Annotated in this window: 18 protein-coding genes; all 18 read right to left on the bottom strand. The window is 67.2% G+C overall.

Annotated elements, in window-relative coordinates:
- Positions 1-8 precede the first annotated feature (8 nt).
- The gene (locus FDZ70_00205) at positions 9-2,072 is read right to left on the bottom strand and encodes an aminotransferase class III-fold pyridoxal phosphate-dependent enzyme (protein TLM80556.1); all 2,064 of its coding nucleotides are present in this window, start codon (positions 2,070-2,072) and stop codon (positions 9-11) included.
- Positions 2,057-2,959, bottom strand: coding sequence for an aldo/keto reductase (locus FDZ70_00200; GenBank protein TLM80555.1), 903 nt, complete (start codon positions 2,957-2,959; stop codon positions 2,057-2,059). The genes FDZ70_00205 and FDZ70_00200 overlap by 16 nt, the downstream gene beginning before the upstream one ends.
- Positions 2,932-3,570 (bottom strand): RraA family protein, encoded by a 639-nt coding sequence (locus tag FDZ70_00195; protein TLM80554.1) that lies wholly within the window; start codon positions 3,568-3,570, stop codon positions 2,932-2,934. The genes FDZ70_00200 and FDZ70_00195 overlap by 28 nt, the downstream gene beginning before the upstream one ends.
- Entirely contained in the window at positions 3,567-4,247 is a 681-nt protein-coding gene (locus FDZ70_00190) for a class I SAM-dependent methyltransferase (protein TLM80553.1), read from the bottom strand. The genes FDZ70_00195 and FDZ70_00190 overlap by 4 nt, the downstream gene beginning before the upstream one ends.
- The gene (locus FDZ70_00185; GenBank protein ID TLM80552.1) at positions 4,247-5,098 is read right to left on the bottom strand and encodes a hypothetical protein; all 852 of its coding nucleotides are present in this window, start codon (positions 5,096-5,098) and stop codon (positions 4,247-4,249) included. The genes FDZ70_00190 and FDZ70_00185 overlap by 1 nt, the downstream gene beginning before the upstream one ends.
- Positions 5,040-6,266 (bottom strand): ATP-grasp domain-containing protein, encoded by a 1,227-nt coding sequence (locus tag FDZ70_00180; GenBank protein ID TLM80551.1) that lies wholly within the window; start codon positions 6,264-6,266, stop codon positions 5,040-5,042. The genes FDZ70_00185 and FDZ70_00180 overlap by 59 nt, the downstream gene beginning before the upstream one ends.
- A 90-nt stretch (positions 6,267-6,356) precedes the next feature.
- Complete coding sequence (locus FDZ70_00175; protein ID TLM80550.1) at positions 6,357-8,156, bottom strand: ABC transporter ATP-binding protein; 1,800 nt, start codon at positions 8,154-8,156, stop codon at positions 6,357-6,359.
- A gap of 80 nt (positions 8,157-8,236) precedes the next feature.
- Positions 8,237-9,508 carry a TIGR04372 family glycosyltransferase gene (locus FDZ70_00170; GenBank protein ID TLM80549.1) on the bottom strand — a complete coding sequence of 424 codons (1,272 nt, stop codon included), beginning with the start codon at positions 9,506-9,508 and terminating at the stop codon, positions 8,237-8,239.
- Positions 9,505-10,941, bottom strand: a complete 1,437-nt coding sequence (locus FDZ70_00165; GenBank protein TLM80548.1) for a radical SAM protein — start codon at positions 10,939-10,941, stop codon at positions 9,505-9,507. Before FDZ70_00165 ends, FDZ70_00170 begins: the two co-directional genes overlap by 4 nt.
- A gap of 207 nt (positions 10,942-11,148) precedes the next feature.
- Positions 11,149-12,039, bottom strand: a complete 891-nt coding sequence (locus FDZ70_00160) for an NAD(P)-dependent oxidoreductase (GenBank protein ID TLM80547.1) — start codon at positions 12,037-12,039, stop codon at positions 11,149-11,151.
- Complete coding sequence (locus FDZ70_00155; GenBank protein TLM80546.1) at positions 12,039-13,109, bottom strand: radical SAM protein; 1,071 nt, start codon at positions 13,107-13,109, stop codon at positions 12,039-12,041. The genes FDZ70_00160 and FDZ70_00155 overlap by 1 nt, the downstream gene beginning before the upstream one ends.
- 10 nt (positions 13,110-13,119) lie before the next feature.
- The gene (locus tag FDZ70_00150) at positions 13,120-13,782 is read right to left on the bottom strand and encodes a class I SAM-dependent methyltransferase (protein ID TLM80545.1); all 663 of its coding nucleotides are present in this window, start codon (positions 13,780-13,782) and stop codon (positions 13,120-13,122) included.
- A gap of 15 nt (positions 13,783-13,797) precedes the next feature.
- Positions 13,798-14,826 (bottom strand): alpha-ketoacid dehydrogenase subunit beta, encoded by a 1,029-nt coding sequence (locus FDZ70_00145; protein ID TLM80544.1) that lies wholly within the window; start codon positions 14,824-14,826, stop codon positions 13,798-13,800.
- Positions 14,807-15,709, bottom strand: coding sequence for a thiamine pyrophosphate-dependent dehydrogenase E1 component subunit alpha (locus tag FDZ70_00140; protein ID TLM80564.1), 903 nt, complete (start codon positions 15,707-15,709; stop codon positions 14,807-14,809). The genes FDZ70_00145 and FDZ70_00140 overlap by 20 nt, the downstream gene beginning before the upstream one ends.
- 74 nt (positions 15,710-15,783) lie before the next feature.
- Positions 15,784-16,854 carry a radical SAM protein gene (locus tag FDZ70_00135; protein ID TLM80543.1) on the bottom strand — a complete coding sequence of 357 codons (1,071 nt, stop codon included), beginning with the start codon at positions 16,852-16,854 and terminating at the stop codon, positions 15,784-15,786.
- Positions 16,851-17,309, bottom strand: coding sequence for an SIS domain-containing protein (locus tag FDZ70_00130; protein TLM80563.1), 459 nt, complete (start codon positions 17,307-17,309; stop codon positions 16,851-16,853). The genes FDZ70_00135 and FDZ70_00130 overlap by 4 nt, the downstream gene beginning before the upstream one ends.
- Before the next feature lie 139 nt (positions 17,310-17,448).
- Complete coding sequence (locus FDZ70_00125) at positions 17,449-18,984, bottom strand: cytidyltransferase (GenBank protein TLM80542.1); 1,536 nt, start codon at positions 18,982-18,984, stop codon at positions 17,449-17,451.
- Positions 18,981-19,997: an NAD-dependent epimerase/dehydratase family protein gene (locus FDZ70_00120; GenBank protein TLM80541.1), complete on the bottom strand. Its 1,017-nt coding sequence runs from the start codon at positions 19,995-19,997 to the stop codon at positions 18,981-18,983. Before FDZ70_00120 ends, FDZ70_00125 begins: the two co-directional genes overlap by 4 nt.
- Positions 19,998-20,108 lie beyond the last annotated feature (111 nt).

Here is a 20,108-nt window from a genome sequence, read left to right as displayed (position 1 = left end):
GTCCACGGTCACCACCGCTTGAAGACCGGTCGGATGGGCTCGCCGTCGAGACGGTCGGGCAGATCGCCCGCAGCCACCGCTTCGGCGAGCACGGCGAGCGCAGCGTCGTAGGCGGCGAGCGTCCGCTCGATGTCGGCCTCGGTGTGCGCAAGGCTCAGGTTGTGGACGCCGATCGACAAGATGCCCCGCTTGAGGACCTCCTGCTGCCACAGGCTCTTCACCGTCAGCGCATCCCAATCGCCGACGGCGTCGAACTGGATCGCGGAGTGCGCAGGGAGACCTATGCAGCGCGTGTGGCCGTCCACGCCATGACGGGTCGCGAGCTCGTTGTAGCCGTCGAGCAGCAGCCGGCCGAGCCGCGCCATGTGCCCGATGACGTCCCTCTCGGCGTAGATCGCGAGCGCCGCCTGCGAAGCAGCCAGCGACAGCGCCTCTCCCCCGAAGGTGAACGAGAAGAACACCTCGTCCAGCTCACGCATGTACTCGTCCCGGCCGACAAGCGCGGCCATCGGCATGCCGTTGGCCATGCCCTTGCCGAACGTCGCGAGGTCCGGCACGACGCCGAAGTACTCCTGCGCGCCGCCCACCGCGAGACGGAAGCCGTTGACGATCTCGTCGAAGATCAGCACTGCGCCGTGCTCGTGAGCCAGATCGCGCACACCCTCGAGGAAGCCGGGCGACGGCTCGGCGATCGCGATCGCCTCCATGATCACCGCAGCGAACTCGCCGTGGTACGACTCGAGAACTGCGCGCAGGCTATCGAGGTCGTCGAAGTCGAACGGGTGCGTGAGATCCTTCACGCAGCCCGGGACGCCTTTGTCGCGTGTGGTCGTCCCGATGTACCAGTCCTGCCAGCCGTGATAGCCGCAGCACGCGATGCGTTCCCGGCCGGTCGCGGCGCGTGCCACGCGCACGGCGCCCGCCGTCACGTCGGAACCGTTCTTCCCGAAGCGGACGGCCTGGGCGCAGGGTATGGCGTCGACCAGCGACTCGGCCACTTCGACTTCGAGCCGGTTCAGCAGCGAGAACGACATGCCCTTCGCCAACTGCGCGCTGACGGCCGCGTCCACATGAGGGTCGCAGTAGCCGAGCGTGACCGCGCCGAGGCCCATGACGTAGTCAAGGTACTCGTTGCCGTCCACGTCCCACACGGACGCGCCCGAACCGCGATCCAGGAACACCGGCGCCACGCCGCGGACGTACTGGGTAGGACCCTTGCTCAGCGTCTGGGTCCCCGTCGGCACGATGCGCTCGATGCGGGACCAGAGCTGCTCTGAGACGTCGAGCCTGCGCGGCGGATACTGCTCCCGCGCCGCCGGGCCGTCGGCCGCCAGCGAGATCGCGTACCCCTCGTTGCGGACCACTCCCGAGTTGCCCGCGAACAGCGTCGGCTCGGATCTCCTGAGCGCCGCGATCTCGGCGACGCCGAGCGAACCTGGGGCGAACCGACCGAGAAGCTCTTCGACCACCGGCAGGTCCTCAGGCACGTCGACCACGATGCGCACGTCGGAGAGATCGTCCGGCAGCTCGAGCACCTTGCGGCGGAACTCCTCCGCGTGATCACGGAGGTAGACGGTCACGTGCTCACGCTCCGACCGCAGCGTCGCGCGGCTCCATGCGGTCTCCAGAGCCGCGAAGGTCACCGCCTCGGCGTCGAAGCCCTCGGGGAACGACGGTCCGGTGACCACCTGGTCGTATCCGCCGCCGACGATCTCCGCGACGACACGCTCGATCACCGCCGGGTCGATGAGCGGGCAGTCTCCGGTCAGCCGGACCACCACGTCGGCCCCCTGCCAGCGCGCCGCCCGGTAGAACCGGTCGAGCACGTCGTCGACACTGCCCCTGAATACGGGCGTCCCGCGTCCGCGAACGTATGCCGCAAGTTCGTCGTCCTCCGCCATGACGGTCGTCGCGAGGACGACTCCGTCGAGCGAAGCGGCACGCTCGATGCGGTCGAGCATGTGACCGATGAGCGGCTTGCCACCCGCCTCGAGCATCACCTTGCCCGGCAGCCTCGACGAGCCCGAGCGCGCCTGAACGACGGCCACGACCTTCATCAGCACAACTCCCATCGGGACGGATCCACCACGTCGAGGTCGTCCACCCCGAGGCCGTCCGCCAGCATCGGGTCGACCGGGGCGATCGACAGCAGCTCGGCCAGTTGCGCAGAGTCGTTCACACCGCAGACGACGACCGCCACGCCCTCCACCGATCTCACATGTCCGAGCGCCAGCTCCGCAGGCGTGAGTCCCGCCGCCTCGGCGCACGTACGGAACCGCTCCAGCGGCGCGACAGCGGCGCGAAGCGACGGGGGAACGGCATCGGGGGTCATGAGCAGCAGCCCCTGCAGGAAGGCCGAGCGCGCGTGCACCTCGACCCCGAGTCCCGCGAGGCGCGCGAGATGGCCGGAGTCGGAGAATCGCCGATCGAACACGTTCACGGGGACTTGCACGGCGTCGAGCTCGTATCCCCGGTCGAGGATCGCGTCGACCTGAGCCGGCGCGTATGCGGAGACGCCGATCCGGCTCGCGAGGCCCTCGTCCCTGATGGCGCGGAGGGCGTCGGCCACGTCGTCGGATCCGGGCGCCACCAGCGCGTCGGCGTGGTGCACCAGCAGCGCGTGCACACTGTCCCGCCTCAGTCGCTCGAGCGACCGCTCGAGCGAGTCGCGCACCTCGCGAGCCGTGGGCGTTCCGCCAGGCGTCTTCGTCACGACCCGCTCGCCCTCGCCGTGCGGGAGCAGACGACCGAGCAGCTCCTCCGCGTCCCCGTAGGCGGGAGCCGTGTCGAAGTATCGGACGCCCTCGGCGAACGCCGCTTCTATGATGCGCGCGACCTCATCGTCGGGCGTGCGGCGACCGGGCCCGCTGATCCCGTAGTCGAGACCGAAGCAGGCGGTGCCAAGACCTATGGCAGCAGCGCCGCCCACGCTCAGTCCTCCAGATACTTCTTCAGGCATACGGTGTCGTAGGTGTCCCACTTCCTGCGATCGATGCACTCGTACCAGATGTCCTCCTGCTCCTCGATCGCCTCGAGTCGCCCAAGGAACTCCGCGTCGTACCTCTCCTTCGGAATGATGACGACGCCTGTGTCGTCGCATACCGCGATCGCGCCCTCCAGGTAGGCGCGACGCTCTGCGACGAGCGACGGATCTGCGAGCGGACGGTCGGCGGTGTTGAAGCACCCCACGGGATTCGTGCCCGCGCACCACACCGGGTAGTTCTCGCGGATCAGCCGTGCCGCGTCCCGCATGTTGCCGACGACGACGACGGCCTCCGCCTGCCGGTACAGCACCAGGAACTTCGTGACCAGGTCGCCGAAGATCGCGCGCTCGCCGCAGTCGAACGCGTCCACTACCACGACCGCGCCCTCGGCAACGTCCCGCAGGCCCTCATGGCACGCCCAGTTGCTCTCGCCGTCGGCATACGCCCAGTGAACCGGCCCCACCCTGAAGTGCCCGCGGTTGAGCGCATGCACGCCCGGGATGACCCCTGTCTTGTCGAGGCAGTCGGCGACCTCGGTCGTCGACACCCGGTTCCTGCGGATGTAGTCGATGATCTGGTCCTTCATCGGCGATCGCCTCCAGTCTTGAACCGTTCGAACACGAGGTCTTCGGATGAGAACGACTCGTCCTTGTACACGAACACTGAGAACTCGAAGGGCATGTAGTCGTTCCGCAGTACGACGTTCCGCGACAGGCCGTAGGCGATGCCGAGAACCCTCTCGGGAGACGAGTAGAAGAGCGGGTCCTCGCGATAGTCGACTCGATCGGACAGGAAGTCCATCGCCACTCCGTCTCCGGACAGCGACAGCGCGCGCTCCATGACGGCCACGATGAAGTCGTACTCATCCATCCCCTCGAGCTGGTGGTTGAAGATCCCGGAGGCGACCACCACGTCGCAGGGCGTGGGAGGCTCGACCTCGAGCAGATCGCCCTCGATGAAGTCGACTCCGTCGCGGCCGTACTTCGCGCGGCCCTCGTCGAGGAACTGCGGAACGAGGTCGACTCCCACGTAGCGGTAGTCGTCCCCGTACTGCTCAGCGAGCACCCGGTTCAAATCACCGAAGCCGCAGCCAAGGTCGAGAACCGTGCGGCCCCGCAGATCGAAGCCGGAGGTCAGCACGCCGAATCGGACCAGCTGCTTCTCACCGGTCCACCCCAGGGACCGCGAATCGTAGCCGAAGCGTCCGTACCGTTCGCCGTACCGTTCGACCACGCTGCGCCTGTCCTCCTCGGGCATCGGCATCAGGGCATCCCCTCCACCAATCGCGACAGGTTGCCGCCTTGGATGCTGGCGAGCTTCTGCGGATCAAGCCCGCTCGCTATCTCATGAAGGCGCTCCCGAGCCTGGCGGGGCGCGTACTCGGGATGATCCGAGCCGACGCTCAGCCGCTGGTCGAAGGTGCGACACAACCACTCGATGTCGAGGTCGACGGAACTCCCCGCATAGCGGCAGAGGGTGAAGGAGAGGTCCACGATCACGTTCGGGAACGGACGTGCGGCTTCGGCGACCTCCAGGATCCGGACCGCGCCCCCGTGAAGCAGCACGAGCGGCGCCTCCGGCACGCTGGCGAGCAGCCCGCGCAGAGCGGTGACGTCGTTGCCCGCGTCGGCTCGCGAGTCTCCGTAGAAGTAGGTACACAGGAACGGCAGCAGTCCGCACGCCGCCGCCTCATCGACCAGCCAGGCCACCTGAGGGGCCGACACCTGGACACCCGACCGCCTCGGGTGGACCTTCACGCCGACGAATCCGAGGTCGCGATGGCGTTCGACCTCGCGGCGGACGCTCCCTGCGTTCCTGGCTCCGGACAGGTCGACCTCGGCGACAGGCATCAGCGTCTCGCCGAACGAGAGAGCCCGCCGGGCGAACGCACCGGGCTCGTACGCGCCCACGCCGATCAACCCGACCGCGAACGCCCGGTCGACCCCGGCATCCGCCATCTCGCTCACGAGACTGTCGAACCCGCAGTCCGCCTCGCGCAAGCCCGGTATCCAGGAACCGTCGAGCGTGGGATGCGTGCAGCTGTCGAAGACCAGATCACTCATAGTCGACCACCACAGTCCCCTTGATCTCGGCCGCGGCTCGCTCCAGCGCATCCGCCGAGACTGCCTCGTGCACAAAGTACCCGTGCCTCGTCGTGTCGTCCGCCGCGGGCAGTATCTCCTTGCCCGGGGCGACCGACAGACCTGCGTCCAGCACGTCCGGCCGAGCGATCACAGCCTCGAGGCCGGAGACGCGGGCGACTCGTCCCGGCGCGAAGTCGAAGAAGTCGAGTGCCACCCGCAGTTCCTGGTATTCGGGGGTGGGGTCGCCGCCGGCACCCGTCGCACACGCGAGCAGCTCGGTCTGCACGTCCACTCCGGACAGCCTGGGCACGATGTGGGACGAGATCCTCAAGCCCCCGCCCCGCGCGGCGATCTCGATGAGCTTGAACCCGTCGCCCGAGTGACGGTACTCCGCGTGCGTGATGCCGAACGGCAACCCGAGCGCCGCGACGACGCGATCGTTGAGCGCCCTCAGCTCGGCGTAGTCGTACTCGTCCGACTCACGCGAGTACACGAGCCGATTCGCCACCATGGGCCGGTGAGCGTAGTGCGACTTGCGCGACACTGCGAGCGATCGATGGGCTCCCGTGCCTTTGAACCCCTCGACCGTGAACTCGGGACCGTCGACGTACTCCTCGACGAGCAGCGAACCGTTGCGAGCGTAGCGCTGTGCCTCCGCGACCGCCGGACCGACGCCCTCCGGGGCCGCCACCAGGGTGACCCCCTTGCTCGCCTGGCTGCGTCGAGGCTTGACCACGACCGGCCAGCCGAACGCCTGGGCCGCGGCAGCCGCCTCTCCCACATCCGCGACCTCCGCGAAACGCGGGCACGGAAGGTCCGCTGCCACGCACACGGTGCGCATCACGAGCTTGTCGGTGAATGCGGTCGCCACGTCTCTGCCGATGCCGGGGAGACCCATCCGCTCTGCCACGAACGCGACCGTCGGGACCGCCACGTCACTCGCATCCGAGGCGGCGGCATCCACGGCATGCTGCTGCGCGACCGCGAGAGCGGCTTCGGGGTCAGATGTGTCGACGGAGATCCCGACGTCTGCCAGCGCGAGTCCCGGCGCGGCCGGGTCACCATCGATCGCCACGACCACGTGACCCGCGCAAAGCGCCCGCTCGATGAGCGGGACCTGGAGCGGTCCCGCGCCCACGATCAGCACTCTGCGGCGGCCAGAGGCGGAGTGAGGCGCTGTGATGTCGTCAGCGGTCATTCGGGTACCCCGAAGCGGCGGTAGACGGATTGTTCATTTCGTGAACATTCTAGGGACCGCCGCGGACCAGCGTCAAGGCGAGCCCGTGCCTCAGCCGATACCCTGCATCCGCGCCATCGACTGCACGTACGAGCCCTCGCGCGCGGACAGCTCCGCGAACGTCCCTTCTTCGACCACGCGTCCGTCATCGAACACGTACACGCGGTCGGCTCCCCGAACGGTCGAGAGCCTGTGTGCTACCAGCACGATCGTCGCCTCGCCTGCGAGATCGTCGATCGCCTTCTGGATGAGCGCCTCCGAGTGCGAGTCCAGCGCGCTGGTCGCTTCATCCAGAACGAGGATGTCCGGCCGGCGCACGAGCGCGCGAGCGAGTGCGAGCCGCTGCACCTGACCCCCGGACAACCTCACGCCGCGGTCGCCGACAACGGCGTCCATGCCCTCGGGCAGCTCGGACACGAACTCCGTCGCCTGCGCCTTCTCGAGTGCGTCGCGCAAGTCAGCATCGCTCGCATCCTGCGCTGCCCACAGCAGGTTGTCGCGGACGGACGCGTTGAACAGGATGGGGTCCTGCGGCACGTACCCGATCCGACCGCGGTACTGCACGACGTCGAACTCGCCGAGCGGCCGGCGATCCACGAGCACGCGGCCTTCACTCGGCTCGATCAGGCCCATGAGCAGGTCGACCGCCGTCGACTTCCCCGCCCCTGACGGCCCGAGCAGGGCGACGGTCTCGCCGCGGGCGACCCGCAACGTGACGTCTTCGAGCGTCGGACGCTCGCCCTCGTAGCGGAAGGAGACGCCCTCGAGCGCGACCCCCTCCCGGAAGCCCGCGTACTCCCGAGCGCCCGAGCGCATGCGCTCCTCACGCGCGCCGCGACGCAGGTTCTCGACCTGTTCGTAGCTCGGGAGGGAGTTCTCGATCTGGGCCTTCTGCCCGACGATCTGCCCCACGAGCGGCACGATCTTGAGGAACGAGTACAGAATCACGGTCACCGACGACAGGGGGACCTCGACCGCCCGGGCGGTCAGCAGCGACGCGGCCACGACGGTCAGACCGATGGGGTAGTAGGCGAGCGGGATGCCGGACGTGAGCACTTGGGAGCGGATGGCGGCCTTGCGGTGTGCGTCGAACGCAGCAGTCGCCTGCTCGGTCACCTGCCGCTGGTTGCCGAACCCAAGGACGACCTTCGCTGAGGCCAGGGCCTCGTTGACCGCAGAGATGTAGGTGTTGGCGGTCGCGGTGTTCTTCTGCCCCATCCCGTAGGACAGCCGGCTGAGCCAGACGAACGGCAGGCCGAGCGCCACGGCCGTGAGTACCCCCGCGATGGTGACCTGCCAGGAGATGAGCAGCGGCACGGTGAGGTACAGCGCCGCCTCGACAACGAAGGTCAGGAGGTACGACATCGCTCCGAGTGCGTCGCTGGCCACATTCATCTCGCGCGAGAAGGTGTTGAGCAGGACGCCTTGATCCCTGGACGAGAAGAAGGTCCAGCGCGCCGAGAAGAAGTCCTGGAGAGCGCCCACGACCAGGCGCCGCAGGAGTGAGTACTTGGTCCGCAGCATCACGTAGGTCGCGCTCAGGTAGATGCTGTTCCGCAGGAGATTCGAGAGGATGAAGGCCAGCAGCAGGGTCAGCAGAGTGGCTCGTATCCCCACAAACGCCATCGCACCCACGACCTTGGCCGTGACCTCGCCAGGATTCGCGAGCGCGGGATCGAGCACCACGTCGACCACGGGCGCGACCGAGACGAGCGCGAGCGTATCCGCGAGGCAGACGAACAGCACGACGCCCAGATTGACGATGAAGAGCCGCGGGTGCTCCCGGAACACCGCAGCCACGAACCTCACTGCCTTCACGGAGCAACTCCCTCGCCGTGCGGCAACGTACATGAACTGTTCACGCGATGAACATTAGACATCCGGCCAGCGCGCGTCAACACACGGCGGAGCCGCCAGCCTCCCGCTGGCGGCTATGCGAGCAGTTCGGGATGTCTCTTCAGCAGCCCGGCGGCGACGCGCGTGCTGATGCCACCACGCTCGGGATGCTCGACCACCGGCGAGAGAAGCTCCCAGCACCTGCGCTGCATCGCCGCGTCCTCGGGCGTCTCGACCCATGCCCCGCTGAGGCGCGCGTCCATCTCCAGCACCGCATCCACGATGACCTCGGGTGCGGAGTGGACGAGCACGACGCCCTCCTGCTCCAACCGCTCGTTGGTGTCGAGGATCGCCAGCCTGCGCTCGGCGATCTCGGCGAACGGCACGAGCGAGCCGTCCGCGGCTCGTCTCAGCAGTGCGGGGACGTGGATGTAGTTCCACCCCCACGTCTGGAACGCGCCGATCATCGAGTAGCTGGAGAACACGATGGGCCTGCGGAAGATGCCTGAGACCGCCCAGATGCCCGAATCGGTCCCGAAGTAGAAGCGGCACTTCGCGCCGAGATACAGGTCCATCAGGTCGGAGCGCAGGCCGCTGAGCGGATAGTCGATGACGCGAGGGTGGGTGGCCGGCAGCGGCGAGGCGACCACGCTCCCCATCCTGATGACCCAGTAGCCGAGCTCCGCGAGCGCCTCCGCGGCCGGGACGTGCGACTCGAGCGTCGCATCCCGGTGGCTCATGTAGCCCCAGTCCACAGCGGAGAACTCGGCGGAGAGGTAGGCGGGGTCTCGGACATGGAAGCAGACGAACTCCGCGCCCTCAGGGACCCCCAGCGCACGCAAGCCCCGCTGTCCCTCCGCCTCCTCGACCTCGGTGAACGCGAGGTGCGGCGGAGTCGATGCGAGCAGCCCCTCGATGTCCCTCCCCCGATTCTCGAGGATGGGGGCGATGTAGTCCTGGGCGTTGGGCAGCCTCCGTCCGATCGCCAGCGCGACCTGCGGCACCGCCGACAGCCACACCGGCCACATCCCTACGGCGCGCCCCCACATCCTGGCGAGCGCCGGATTGCTCACCTTGTCAGCGCAGAAGAAGAGGTCGATCGCGGGGGGATGGAGCCCCGCGTCCCGCTCGCAGAGGTAGACCTCTGTGTTCGAAGCGAAGTGACTGATCCGCTCGCTGCGCAACGGGGCAAGGCGCAGCAGCCGCAGCGGACGGACGACCCTTTGGAGCGCGAGCAACAAGAGCGCCGGCAACAGTGCGAGCGCGAGGGCCAGCGCCTTCGCCGTCTTGCGCGCCAGCACTGGAAGGCCTCCCTCGCGCAGCTGGTCGATCTGCGCGCGGACGAACCGTGCTGCGCGATCGCTCACGCCTCGACCGGAGCGTCGGGCGGAACGTGGATCCCGCACTTGCGGCGGGTCTGCCGGCGATGCTCGTTCAGCTCGTCGACGGTCATGTTCACCAAGTCAGCGATCTTGGCGATCTTCTCGTCGGTCGAGAAGTTGATCCTGTCCCATTCGAACGCCCGGAGCACCATCAGCTCGAAGGGCGTGAACTCATCGGTCCCGATGAACGCGTATCCGAACCCGAAGTAGCGCGGGTCGGTGAAGCTGAAATCGTCCGGGAGCAGGCCCTGCTCCTGCGCCACGCGATACAGATCGGTACCGGGCAGCGGCGTCGCGATGTGGAAGTTCACGAAGTCGAAGTCGCACTCCTCAGCGAACGCGAAGGAGTCCCTGATCTCCTTGAACGTCTCACCTGGGAAGCCGATGACGAAGTTCCCGCCGATCGTGATCCCGAGTTCGCGGGCCTTGCGCACGATCGGGGGCACGATCTCGAGCTTCAGCGGCTTGCGGATGATCTCCTTGAGCACACGCTGGGAGCCCGACTCGACGGAGATGGTGAACTGCTCGCAACCGCAGGCGGCCATGAGCTCCATGAGCTCGTCATCCAGATGCCAAGCCGACAGGGTGACGACCTTCCAGCGCAATCCCGGCCACCGTTCGGCCATCCCGCGCATGATGACCTCTATGCGCTCCCGATCCGCGAGCAGACAGTCGTCGATGAACGAGAGGTCCTGCACTCCGTAGGTGTCCACGAGGTAGCCGATCTCCTCGAGCACATCCTCCGCCGGCCGGAACACCACTCGCCTGCCGCTGACGGTGCGGGTCGCACAGAAGATGCAGTTGAACGGGCACCCGTAGGAGGAGACGAGAGACGCCATCGGCACCTTGGAGTTGTACTGATAGTCATGAGTCCGCTGGTTGATGTAGGGGCTCAGGTCGATCAGCGAGTAGTCGGGCTTGACCATCTCCTTGACGTCCGAGATGTACGACGCGACCGGCCGGATGACCAGCTGCCCACCCGAACGGAAGCCGACTCCCGGCAGGTCGGCGACCGCTTCGACGCCGCCCGACAGCAGCGCGGTCAGGAACGGCACGGCGCGCTCCTCGGCATGACCGAGGAAGATGCAGTCCACGTTCTCGTCCTCGAGGGCCGACTCCGGCAGCACCGTCGGGTAGACGCCGCCGAGCACCGTGGTGACACCCGGAACCGACTGCTTGGCGATGGCGAGGGCGGCGTGGCTCTGGCGCGCGTACTCCACCGACAGGCACGAAACGAGGACTGCGTCCGGCGCCAGGTCGGCAAGGCGCTGACCGAGCCCTTCGAGGGAGAGATCCTCCCCGTTGCAGTCGATGAGGTGGAGATCGAAGTGCGGCTTCAGGATCGCCGTCAGTATGAGAGCGGCGGGAGACACCATGATCCACGTGCGCTTGTCATGCCAGCGCGAATTCGGGATCACGAGGACGAGCCGGTCCTTCGACGCCGCGTTCGGATCGTGTGTGCTCACTGAGTCTCAACCACCAATCGCTGCCCGCCGGCGAGGTCGCGGAGCATAGCATACCGAGCGTCCTGCGCTGCCGGAAGGCGTCCCGGCCGTGCGTCGTGCACCAGACACAGCCGGCCCGCGCGCACCCGTCGGGATCGAACGGCCCGACGCGACCTTGACTCAATCACTCAGGGCTGCCTCCGCACAGACCGTGAGACGGATCCCGTCGGCCAGCGACGTGAACTCGAAGTCGTCCAGCAGTCCCTGCAGACGGCCTCCGTCGTAGCCGGTGTCGACACGGGGCCTGGTGCGCGACCTGCTCTCGACCGCCGGACGCGCGCCGAGGGCGGACGCGATCGCGTCGAGCACCTCACAGTACGAGTGACTCACGCCACTGACGGCGTTGACCACTCCGGACGCGTCGGACAGCGCGAGCCTGCGGATGATCTCCGCCAGATCCCCGACGTACAGGAACTCGCGCGTCTCGGTCCCGTCGCCCCAGAGCGTGATGCGACGCCCGGCGCTCGCCGCCTTCACGAAACCGCTCGGTCCGTAGGCCTCCACGGTGTCCCCGGGCCCGTAGATGGCCGGCGGACGGAGTACGATCAGCCGCTCGGTCTCGCCGCCGAGGGCCTGGAGGATCAGCTGCTCCACGCAGCACTTCGCGATGCCGTAGTACGAGGAGGGGCTGATCGGGGTCGACTCGGCGATCGCCGTGTCCGCCACGTCGTCCCCGTACACGGAGACGGAGCTGACGTACACCACCTTGGATACCGGCACGAGCTCGAGCGCCCGACAGACCGCCGTGCCGATGGCGATGTTGGACTCGAACGTGTCGACGGTGTCGCCGAGCTCCTTCTTCACCGCTGCAGCAACGACGAGCACGCTGTCGGCCGAGAGCAGGTCCGCCACGCGGCGCGACGCATCGCGACCCAGAAGGTCGACCTCGGATCGCGAAGGCGCAACGTACTCAACCTCGGGTGAACGGTCGGCGAACGCCGCCGCGATATGACGGCCGACGAAGCCTCCGCCGCCGAGAACGACCACGCGGCTCGGCACGCCCGATCGCATCACACGAACCCGAGGTGGTCGAGGTCGGCTCCCAGGTACTCGAGAATCGCCTTGTTCTTGGTGTTGGAGACGCAGTGATGGTCGCAATCACGCGACGGATCGATCCTGAAGAAGCGCGACTTGTCGGAGAACCACCAGTCCCTGAAGCGAACGTCGGCTATCGAGCCGAGGAGCCCAGTTTCCAGGTTGTACGCCTTGTCCTGGCACGGATACACGTTCATATCCGCACCGATGACCATGAGCACCTGCTGCATCGGGCACCAGGAGTAGTCCTTCGAGAACCGAGCGTCCAGCTGGTGGAAGGCATCGAAGACCTCGAAGTCAGCGGAGGCGAACTCCTCGGTGGCACGAGCGATCTGGTTCTTGACCAACTCGAAGATGGGCTCGTGATAGGCGTTGTTCTCAGCACTGTCGTCGCCTATCACCACCGCCGAGACCTTGACGCTGTCGATTCCCGTGTCGCGCAGCCGCGCTATGAGTTCGTGCACGTGCGCCGCGTTCTCCCTGTCGACGATCATGCTCGCGCCCAGCCTGCATGGGCCGCCGTACCCCTTGAACGCCCGGAGGTTGTCCAGCACACGCGTGAACTCGCCGTGCTTCACGCCGCGGTACCGCGAGTAGCTCTCGTCGTCCCAGCCGTCGATGGATACGCGGACCCAGCTCGCCTCGTGCGCGAACAGCTCGGCGGGAGCACCTCTCAGGTTGCCGCCGTTGGTGAGCGAGGCGATCTTCACCCCACCGCTCACGAGACCTTGAGCGGCCTCCAGCAGATGCGGGTAGACGAACGGTTCCCCACCCCCGCTGAAGGTCACGGCGCGAACGCCCATCCCGACGACGTCCTCTACGATCTCCAGCATCTTGTCGCGCGGGATCTCATCGCGGACATCCATGTCACGTCCGAGCTGCAGCTCACCCACCCGGTAGGCGCAGTAGCGGCAGTTGTGGTTGCACGCGTTCGTCGGCTTGATCCGGATGTGGACCGGAGGCAGGAGGTCGCAAACCTCCCGGGGGAGTGAGTCGAGCTTCTCCTTGAAGTGGAACAGCTTGTAGTTCGTGTACAGAAGACCCACTGGTGCACCTCTACTCGAAGTAGATGAACTCGTAGTCGCCGGTGTAGCCGAAACGCTCGAAGAGCCAGACCCACTCCTCCGGCGTGAAGAACGCCTCTGCGGTCAGCGCCCAGCACTGCAGGTTGAACAGCTCCGCTTCGTTGCGGTAGCCCTCGACACAGATGTGTGCCGCCTTGCCCACGCGCTCGATCTCGCCGAGAGCGGCCGCGAGGTCGTACACGCGCAGGTTGTGCAGGGTCGTGTTGGAGACCACAAGGTCGAACTGGTCGTCAGCGAAGGGGTAGGGATCCTGGGCGCGGTGGACCTTCAGGTACGGTCGCACCTCCTCCTTGGCATTCTCGATAGCGTATGAGGAGATGTCGATCCCGGCGACAGTGATCCCCGGGAGCAGCTTGGTGAGCTCGTAGAGCCAGAAGCCCTTGCCGCAACCGACGTCGAGCACCGACGAGTCCGCAGTGAGCCCGTACGCCTCGACGAGTGCGCGGGCGACGGGCTCCCAGCGGCCGTCATACCGATACCCGCCGAAACCGTAGCGCCGGTCGCCGTCCCAGAAGGCCTCGTCGAAGCGCCTCGCGACTTCCATGCAGTGCACCTTGTCGTCGACCATCCGGCCGACGTAGTCGCGCGACGTCTGCTTGTGCACGGGGGTGACGAACTCCCGCAGTTGTCCCATACGGATCCTCCTCGCCTAGAACGGGCCGTGGAACGCTGCCGGCACATCGCCGATCGCCGGGAGCTCCACATCCAGCCCCATCTGCCTCAGCGCTGTGCGCCCGATGTCTTCGGGGGACGGGTAGTACTCGTCCTCGAGCGACGCGGCCGTCGGAGCGGGCGCTTCCGGCCACGTGAGACGTGCGGGCGGCGCAGCGAGCGGGACTCCGGCCTCGGCGACCGCCGCGACCACTTCGGCCGAGACGCTCGCATGCCGCCAGTCGGCGTCTACGACCACGAGCCGAGCCGTCTTGCGAACCGAGTCCACGACAGCAGCGGTGTCGAGAGGACGCAGCGACCTCAGATCGATGACCTCGGCGCTCACGCCGACCTCACCGAGCGCCTTGGCTGCGCGCTGAGCCTCAACGACCATCTGCGATGTCGCGACGACGGTCACGTCGCTACCCTCGCGCACCGTCTTCGCCTGCCCGAACGGCACGGCGTAGCGACCGGATGGCACATCCTCGACCAGATCGTAGAGTCGCCGGTGCTCGATGATGACGGCTGGGTCGTCGCCTTCCATCGCCGAGATCAGCAGGCCTTTCGCGTCGTAGGGTGAGGCCGGCGCGGCCACCTTGAGACCCGGTATGTGAGCGAACAGGGCGTGCATGCTCTGGGAGTGCTGTGGGCCCTGGCCCCATCCGCGCCCTACGATCATCCGGATGACGATCGGGACCTTCTGCACGTCTCCGAACATCCAGCGCCACTTGGCCGCATGATTCACGATCTGGTCGAGCGCAAGGAGCGTGAAGTCGACGCGCTGGTTCACCATGACCGGTCGCATCCCCTGCTGGGCCGCTCCGATCATCAGCGCGACGGTGGCGTTCTCGCACGCGGGCGTGTCGAACACCCTCTTGCTGCCGAACTCCTCCGCCAGGCCGGCCGTGCTGCCGAACACGACCTTGGGGTCCGGCACTCCGAGCCCGAGCACGAACACGCTCGGGTCCTCCGCGAGCTTTACGGCGAGCGCGTCGCGTATGGCCTCGCTATACTTCACGCCACGCATCCTCCCAGGTAGGGGCTGGCGAAGCACTCGCGAACCGCAGCGCGGCGTCGGTCTCACGGAGGAAGCGCAGCGCCAGTTCCTCGCGCAGCTCCGCAGGCACGAGCGGAGTCAGGCGATCCACGGGACAGCGCGCCTTCCACTCGTCGACCTCAGCGACGCTGCGGTATCCGAGATGATCGTCTTCCTCGGGTCCGACGTGACCCCTCCATCGGTATGTGAGCGCCTCGATGAAGGATGGTCCGCCGCCGGCCCTCCCACGCTCCACTGCCTCCGCAGCTGCACTGCGGACCGCGACAACGTCATTGCCGTCCACTCGGGTCGCCGGAATGCCGAAGCCTTCGACCCGCTCGTGGATCGGGATGTCGGGCTGGCGCACGTGCAGCGGCGACTGCGACGAGTAGAGGTTGTTCTCGCAGACGAAGACCACTGGGGCGCGCGTGATCACCGCCCAGTTCACAGACTCCGCGAAGATGCCCTCCTCGACAGCGGCATCGCCGAATGCAGCGACCGCCACGCGCTGCTCGCCGCGCATCTTGAACGCGAGCGCCGAGCCCACCGCATGTCCGATCGTGCCTCCGAGGATGGACGACGAGCCCATGAGTCCGACATCCAGGTCGATGAGGTGCATCGAACCGCCCCACCCCTTCGCGCATCCGGTCGCCCGTCCGAAGAACTCCGCGACCATCGCATCGAGATCGCCGCCCTTGGCGAGATACCACCCGTGCGTGCGATGCGAGAAGTGGAGCACGTCGTCGGGGCGCAGCACGTCGCACACGCCCACCGGCGTCGCCTCCTGCCCTATGCAGAAGTGCGTCGGAGTACGCATCTCACCGGCGGGGTAGACCTCCCCTATGCGCTCCTCGACGATCCGGATGCGCAGCATCGCTGAGTAGAGCCGCAGGAGATCCGACTCGGCGAGCTGAGCGTGCGCATTCGTTTCTGCCACAGCGTCCGTCCCTAGATGAAGTTGACGTGTTCCGAGGGATGCGTGAGCTCCCACAGGTACTCATTGATGTGGTCCATCCGGCAGTTCACACGGCACTCGGAGGTGTCCAACTCCTCGGCGACCCAGCGCATGAGCTGGCGCCTGCGCTCGCCGGTCCAGATCGTCTCGAACGTCGCATCGTTGATGTTGCCCACCTCGAAGCGCTCCTCGCCAAGATGGGCCGAGCACGCCCATACCCCTCCAGCCGTGGACACGTACGCCCAGAACGGCAGGGCCAGACAGCGTTCGTAGCAGTGCTCCTGGCTGTCCCAGCGCTCCATGGTGTCGACCCGCGCGATGACTTCGAAGCCATCGCCGGAGAGGGTCCGAGCCTCCTCGAGCTGCGGCAGGTAGTCCGAGTAGCGGATGTCGGCGTACTTCTGCGTGATGCTCGACGGATGCTGCGAGTACGGCTTGACCACGAGGTAGTCCATCCCGATGTCCTTGGCGATGCGCGCCAGGGTGACGACCTCGTCGGCGTTCTCCGGCAGCAGCAGCAGCTGCATCCCGAGCGTGCACGAGTGCCGGCCCGCGCGACGTGCATCGGCCGCATACGACATGTTCTCGATGACGCGCTCGAAGTCGCCTTCGGAGGCGCCCTGCACCTCGCGATACGTGTCCGGCGTGCCTCCCGCGATGCTCACCTTCGTCCACGTCACGCTCGGGAGCATCTCGTCGCACATCTCGCGATCGAGCAGCACGGCATTGGTCGTCAGTGCCACATCGATCCCCGACGCCTTGGTGTGGTTCACGATCTCGGCGATGCGCTTGTGCAGCAGCGGCTCGCCCTCGCCGGCGTACAGCACGCTGCGGACGCCGAGGCGTCCCATCTCCGTGAGGCGTTCCTTGAGCAGGTCGGCGTCGAGGAAGCCGGCACGGTATCCGACGAAGTCGAGCGCGCAGAACGCGCATCTATGGTTGCAGTAGCCGGCTGGCGAGATCTCGACGTACACGGGATAGACGTCCCGTCCCGCGAGCCAGTCGGCCACCCGGTCGGGATGGTAGATCAGCTTGTGGGAGTCGATGCGGAAGCGGTCGCTCACGCCGGTCCTCCCGCCGCGACCTCGTCGGCGATGCGATGGCAGATCCCGTGGTGCACGACCTCCACCTCGCCGTAGTCATGCGAGGGTACGTGGAAGTTCACATCGCCGCCGCCGCGCAGCGGGTTGTCGGGTGCGAATCCGGACAACGTGACGATGCCGCAGCCCGCCGCGCGCGCAACCGACACGGCGGCCAGGATGTTGGGCGAGCTGCCCGAGCTGCTGATCGCGACGAGCACGTCGCCGCTGCGAGCGAATCGCTCCAGCGGCTCGGCGAAGACCCGCTCGTATCCGAGGTCGTTGCCGATGCAGGTCAGCAGGGAGGGGTCCGTGAACGCGAGAGCGCGGATCCGGCCGTTCTTGGTGAGGTCCGCCGACATGTGACTCGAGATGGACTGGCTCGCGCCGTTGCCGATGAAGTAGACGCACCCGCCCCGAGCCGCCGCATCGCGCAACATCGCGACCGCACGCGACACACCCTCTTCCGGCGAGAGCGCGGCCGCCGTCGCATCCGTCACTGCGATGCGCCCGAACAGGGCGGCGATCGAGCCGAAGCCGCCTATCCTCTCGGTCTCCGTCACCCGCGCCACCGCCCTCTCACTTGAGTAGCGTCACCACGTACTTGAACAGCGCGGTGGGGTCGACCGCGCTGCGGTTGCCCACCGTCAGCACCTGCATCGCGCCGACGGCGTTGCCGACGAACCCCACGATGTCCATCGGCAGACCCTTCTTGACGCACGGCGCCGTGATCGATGAGAAGGCGTCTCCAGCGCCGATCCTGTCGACGACCTCGGCAGACAGCACGGGCACCTCCGTGAAGCCTGTCGCCTTGTCGTAGGCGATGGACCCCTTGTGTCCACGCGTGATCACGACCCGGTCGCACTTGAGCTTCCGCCCGATCGTCACGATGAGGTTCTCCACGTTCGACGTGCGGTCGTGGCACGCGAGCCTGACCTCGGGCTCGTCGATGCAGATGTAGTCGGCGCGACGGTACTTGGTCACGTAGTTGAATCCGAGGTTCGCGCTGTTGCTCTGCACGTTCAGTGCGAGGAACGACGCCTTGTCCTCGAGCGTGCGGCGGATGCGCGGGGTGACCATGCCGTGGCCGAAGTCGGCGACCAGCACGACGTCGAACTCGGACACGTGCTCGGCAAGCCACGCGAGGATGCTGCGTTCGACAACCCGCGACAGGTAGTCCGAGTCGGCGAGATAGCAGATCTCGAACAGCTTGGTGAGGAACGTGGGGTCGAGGAACCTGCGCTTGACGACGGTCGGGACGCCCGACTGCTCGAACAGCTGGACGTCGACGTTGCCCGCGATGTGCTGCCTGACGAACGTGCCGTAGTCGTTCGACGTGCCAAGGCAGCTGACCAGCGTCACGTTCTCGCAGAATCCCGCCACATGGTTCACGGCAGCGAGGACCCCGCCCGCGAAGCGCTCTTCGCTGATGTAGCGCGTCGCGATGATGTTGTCCTTCTGGGCTTTGCCCATGCCGGCGACGTAGCAGTACTCGTCGACGATCACGTCGCCGACGACGAGCACTCTCAGGTCCTTGAGGGACTTGAGCGCCGAGATGACCTCGTCAGCCGAATGCCGCCCCTTCATGTCGTCGAGGAACTCGCGCGCCTCGGCCGAGAACGGTGCGAGGTAGCGGTTGATCAGCGCTGACGAGCTGAAGGTGATCTCATCGGTGAACTGGAGCATGCCGCCAACGCTGCGGACGGCCTCCTCCTCCTCGACGATCTTGCCGGTCACGTCGTCGGACGCCTCGGCGTAGTCGCTGCCCTTCACGTAGATGCTCGGGCGGATCCTGCGGATGGTCTCGACCGCCGTCGGCCACTCGTTGACGGCGACGTAGTCGACGACCTCGAGCGCGGCGATGCTCTCGGCACGCAGGTCCTGCTTGAAGACCGGGCGGCCCGGACCCTTGTGCACGTGCTCGTCGCGCGTGAGCGTCACGATGAGCACGTCGCCCTTGTCCTTCGCGGCCTCGAAGTGCTTCATGTGGCCCGGGTGCAGCATGTCGAACACGCCGTGGCACATCACGACGACCTTGCCATCGGCCTTCAGCCGCTCGATGATCGCCGCGAGTTCTTCGATCGTCTTGACCTTGCGGCTCTTCTCGCGCGTCATGCCCCTTCACCACCATCCGCCGAGAGGTGCTCGAACCAGTCCGCCGTGGCGACCTCTATGCTCTCCGGAGTCCAGACCGGCGCCTCGCGCCAGTACTCGATGTTGCGCAGCATCTCGGCCACGCCGTCCTCGAGCGAGACTTCGGGCACCCAGCCGAGCGTCTCGCGGATGCGGGTCGTGTCGGCCCACGTCACGTCGGGCTCGCCTGGGCGCTTGGGGACGTGAACGACCTCGCCGCCGAGCAGCTCGACCAGCCGGTTCACGCTCTTGGGGTCGGAGTTGCCGACGTTCATCGCCACACCGGAGACGTCCGACTCGGCAGCCATGACGAACGCCCGCGCGACGTCGCGCACGAACACGAAGTCGCGTGACTGGGTCCCGTCGCCCACCACGGTGAACGGCTGCTGCGCGAGCTTCTGCGCGAGGAAGACCCCGAACACCGCTCCGTACGTGCCGGACGTGCGCGAGCGCGGGCCGTAGACGTTGAACAGCCGCAGCGCCACCACCGGCAGGCCGTACACCTGGCCCCAGTGCAGCACGGTCTGTTCGCCGAGGTACTTCGTGAGCGCGTACGGGTACTGCGGCCGGGCCTCGGCGTCCTCTCGCGTGGGCGTGGAGTCCGGGATGCCGTAGCACGACGACGACGCGGCGTAGACGAGCTTGCCGACGCCAGCGTTGCGCGCCTCCTCGACGACGCACGCGGTGCCGAGGACGTTGGCGCGGTAGTAGTCCATGGGGCGCTGGATCGACGGGACGATGTCCGCGAGCGCGGCCAAGTGGAAGACGGCGACCGCGCCGTCGAAGAGCCCCGCGATCGCGCCCGCGTCACTGACGTCCGCGCGCACGACCCGCAGCCTCCCGGAGGCCAGGCCCTCGAGGTTCTGGGGACGCCCGGTCGAGAAGTCGTCGATGACGACGACCTCGTTGCCCGCGGCCAGGAGCATCTCGGTCAGATGGCTGCCGACGAAGCCCGCGCCGCCGGTCACGACGGCCTTGTTGCCAGCCAGCCTCATGCCGGCCCCTTCCCGTACGGGCCACGTTGCGGGCGCCTGCGGTCAGGGCATTGTACAATCCCTGCTCGGCCGCGCGGCCGCGCATGCGGACCGCGGGCCTCGACATACGCA

Source organism: Actinomycetota bacterium, assembly GCA_005774595.1.
GTDB lineage: Bacteria > Actinomycetota > Coriobacteriia > Anaerosomatales > D1FN1-002 > D1FN1-002.
This window is presented reverse-complemented; position numbering and strand designations above follow the sequence as displayed.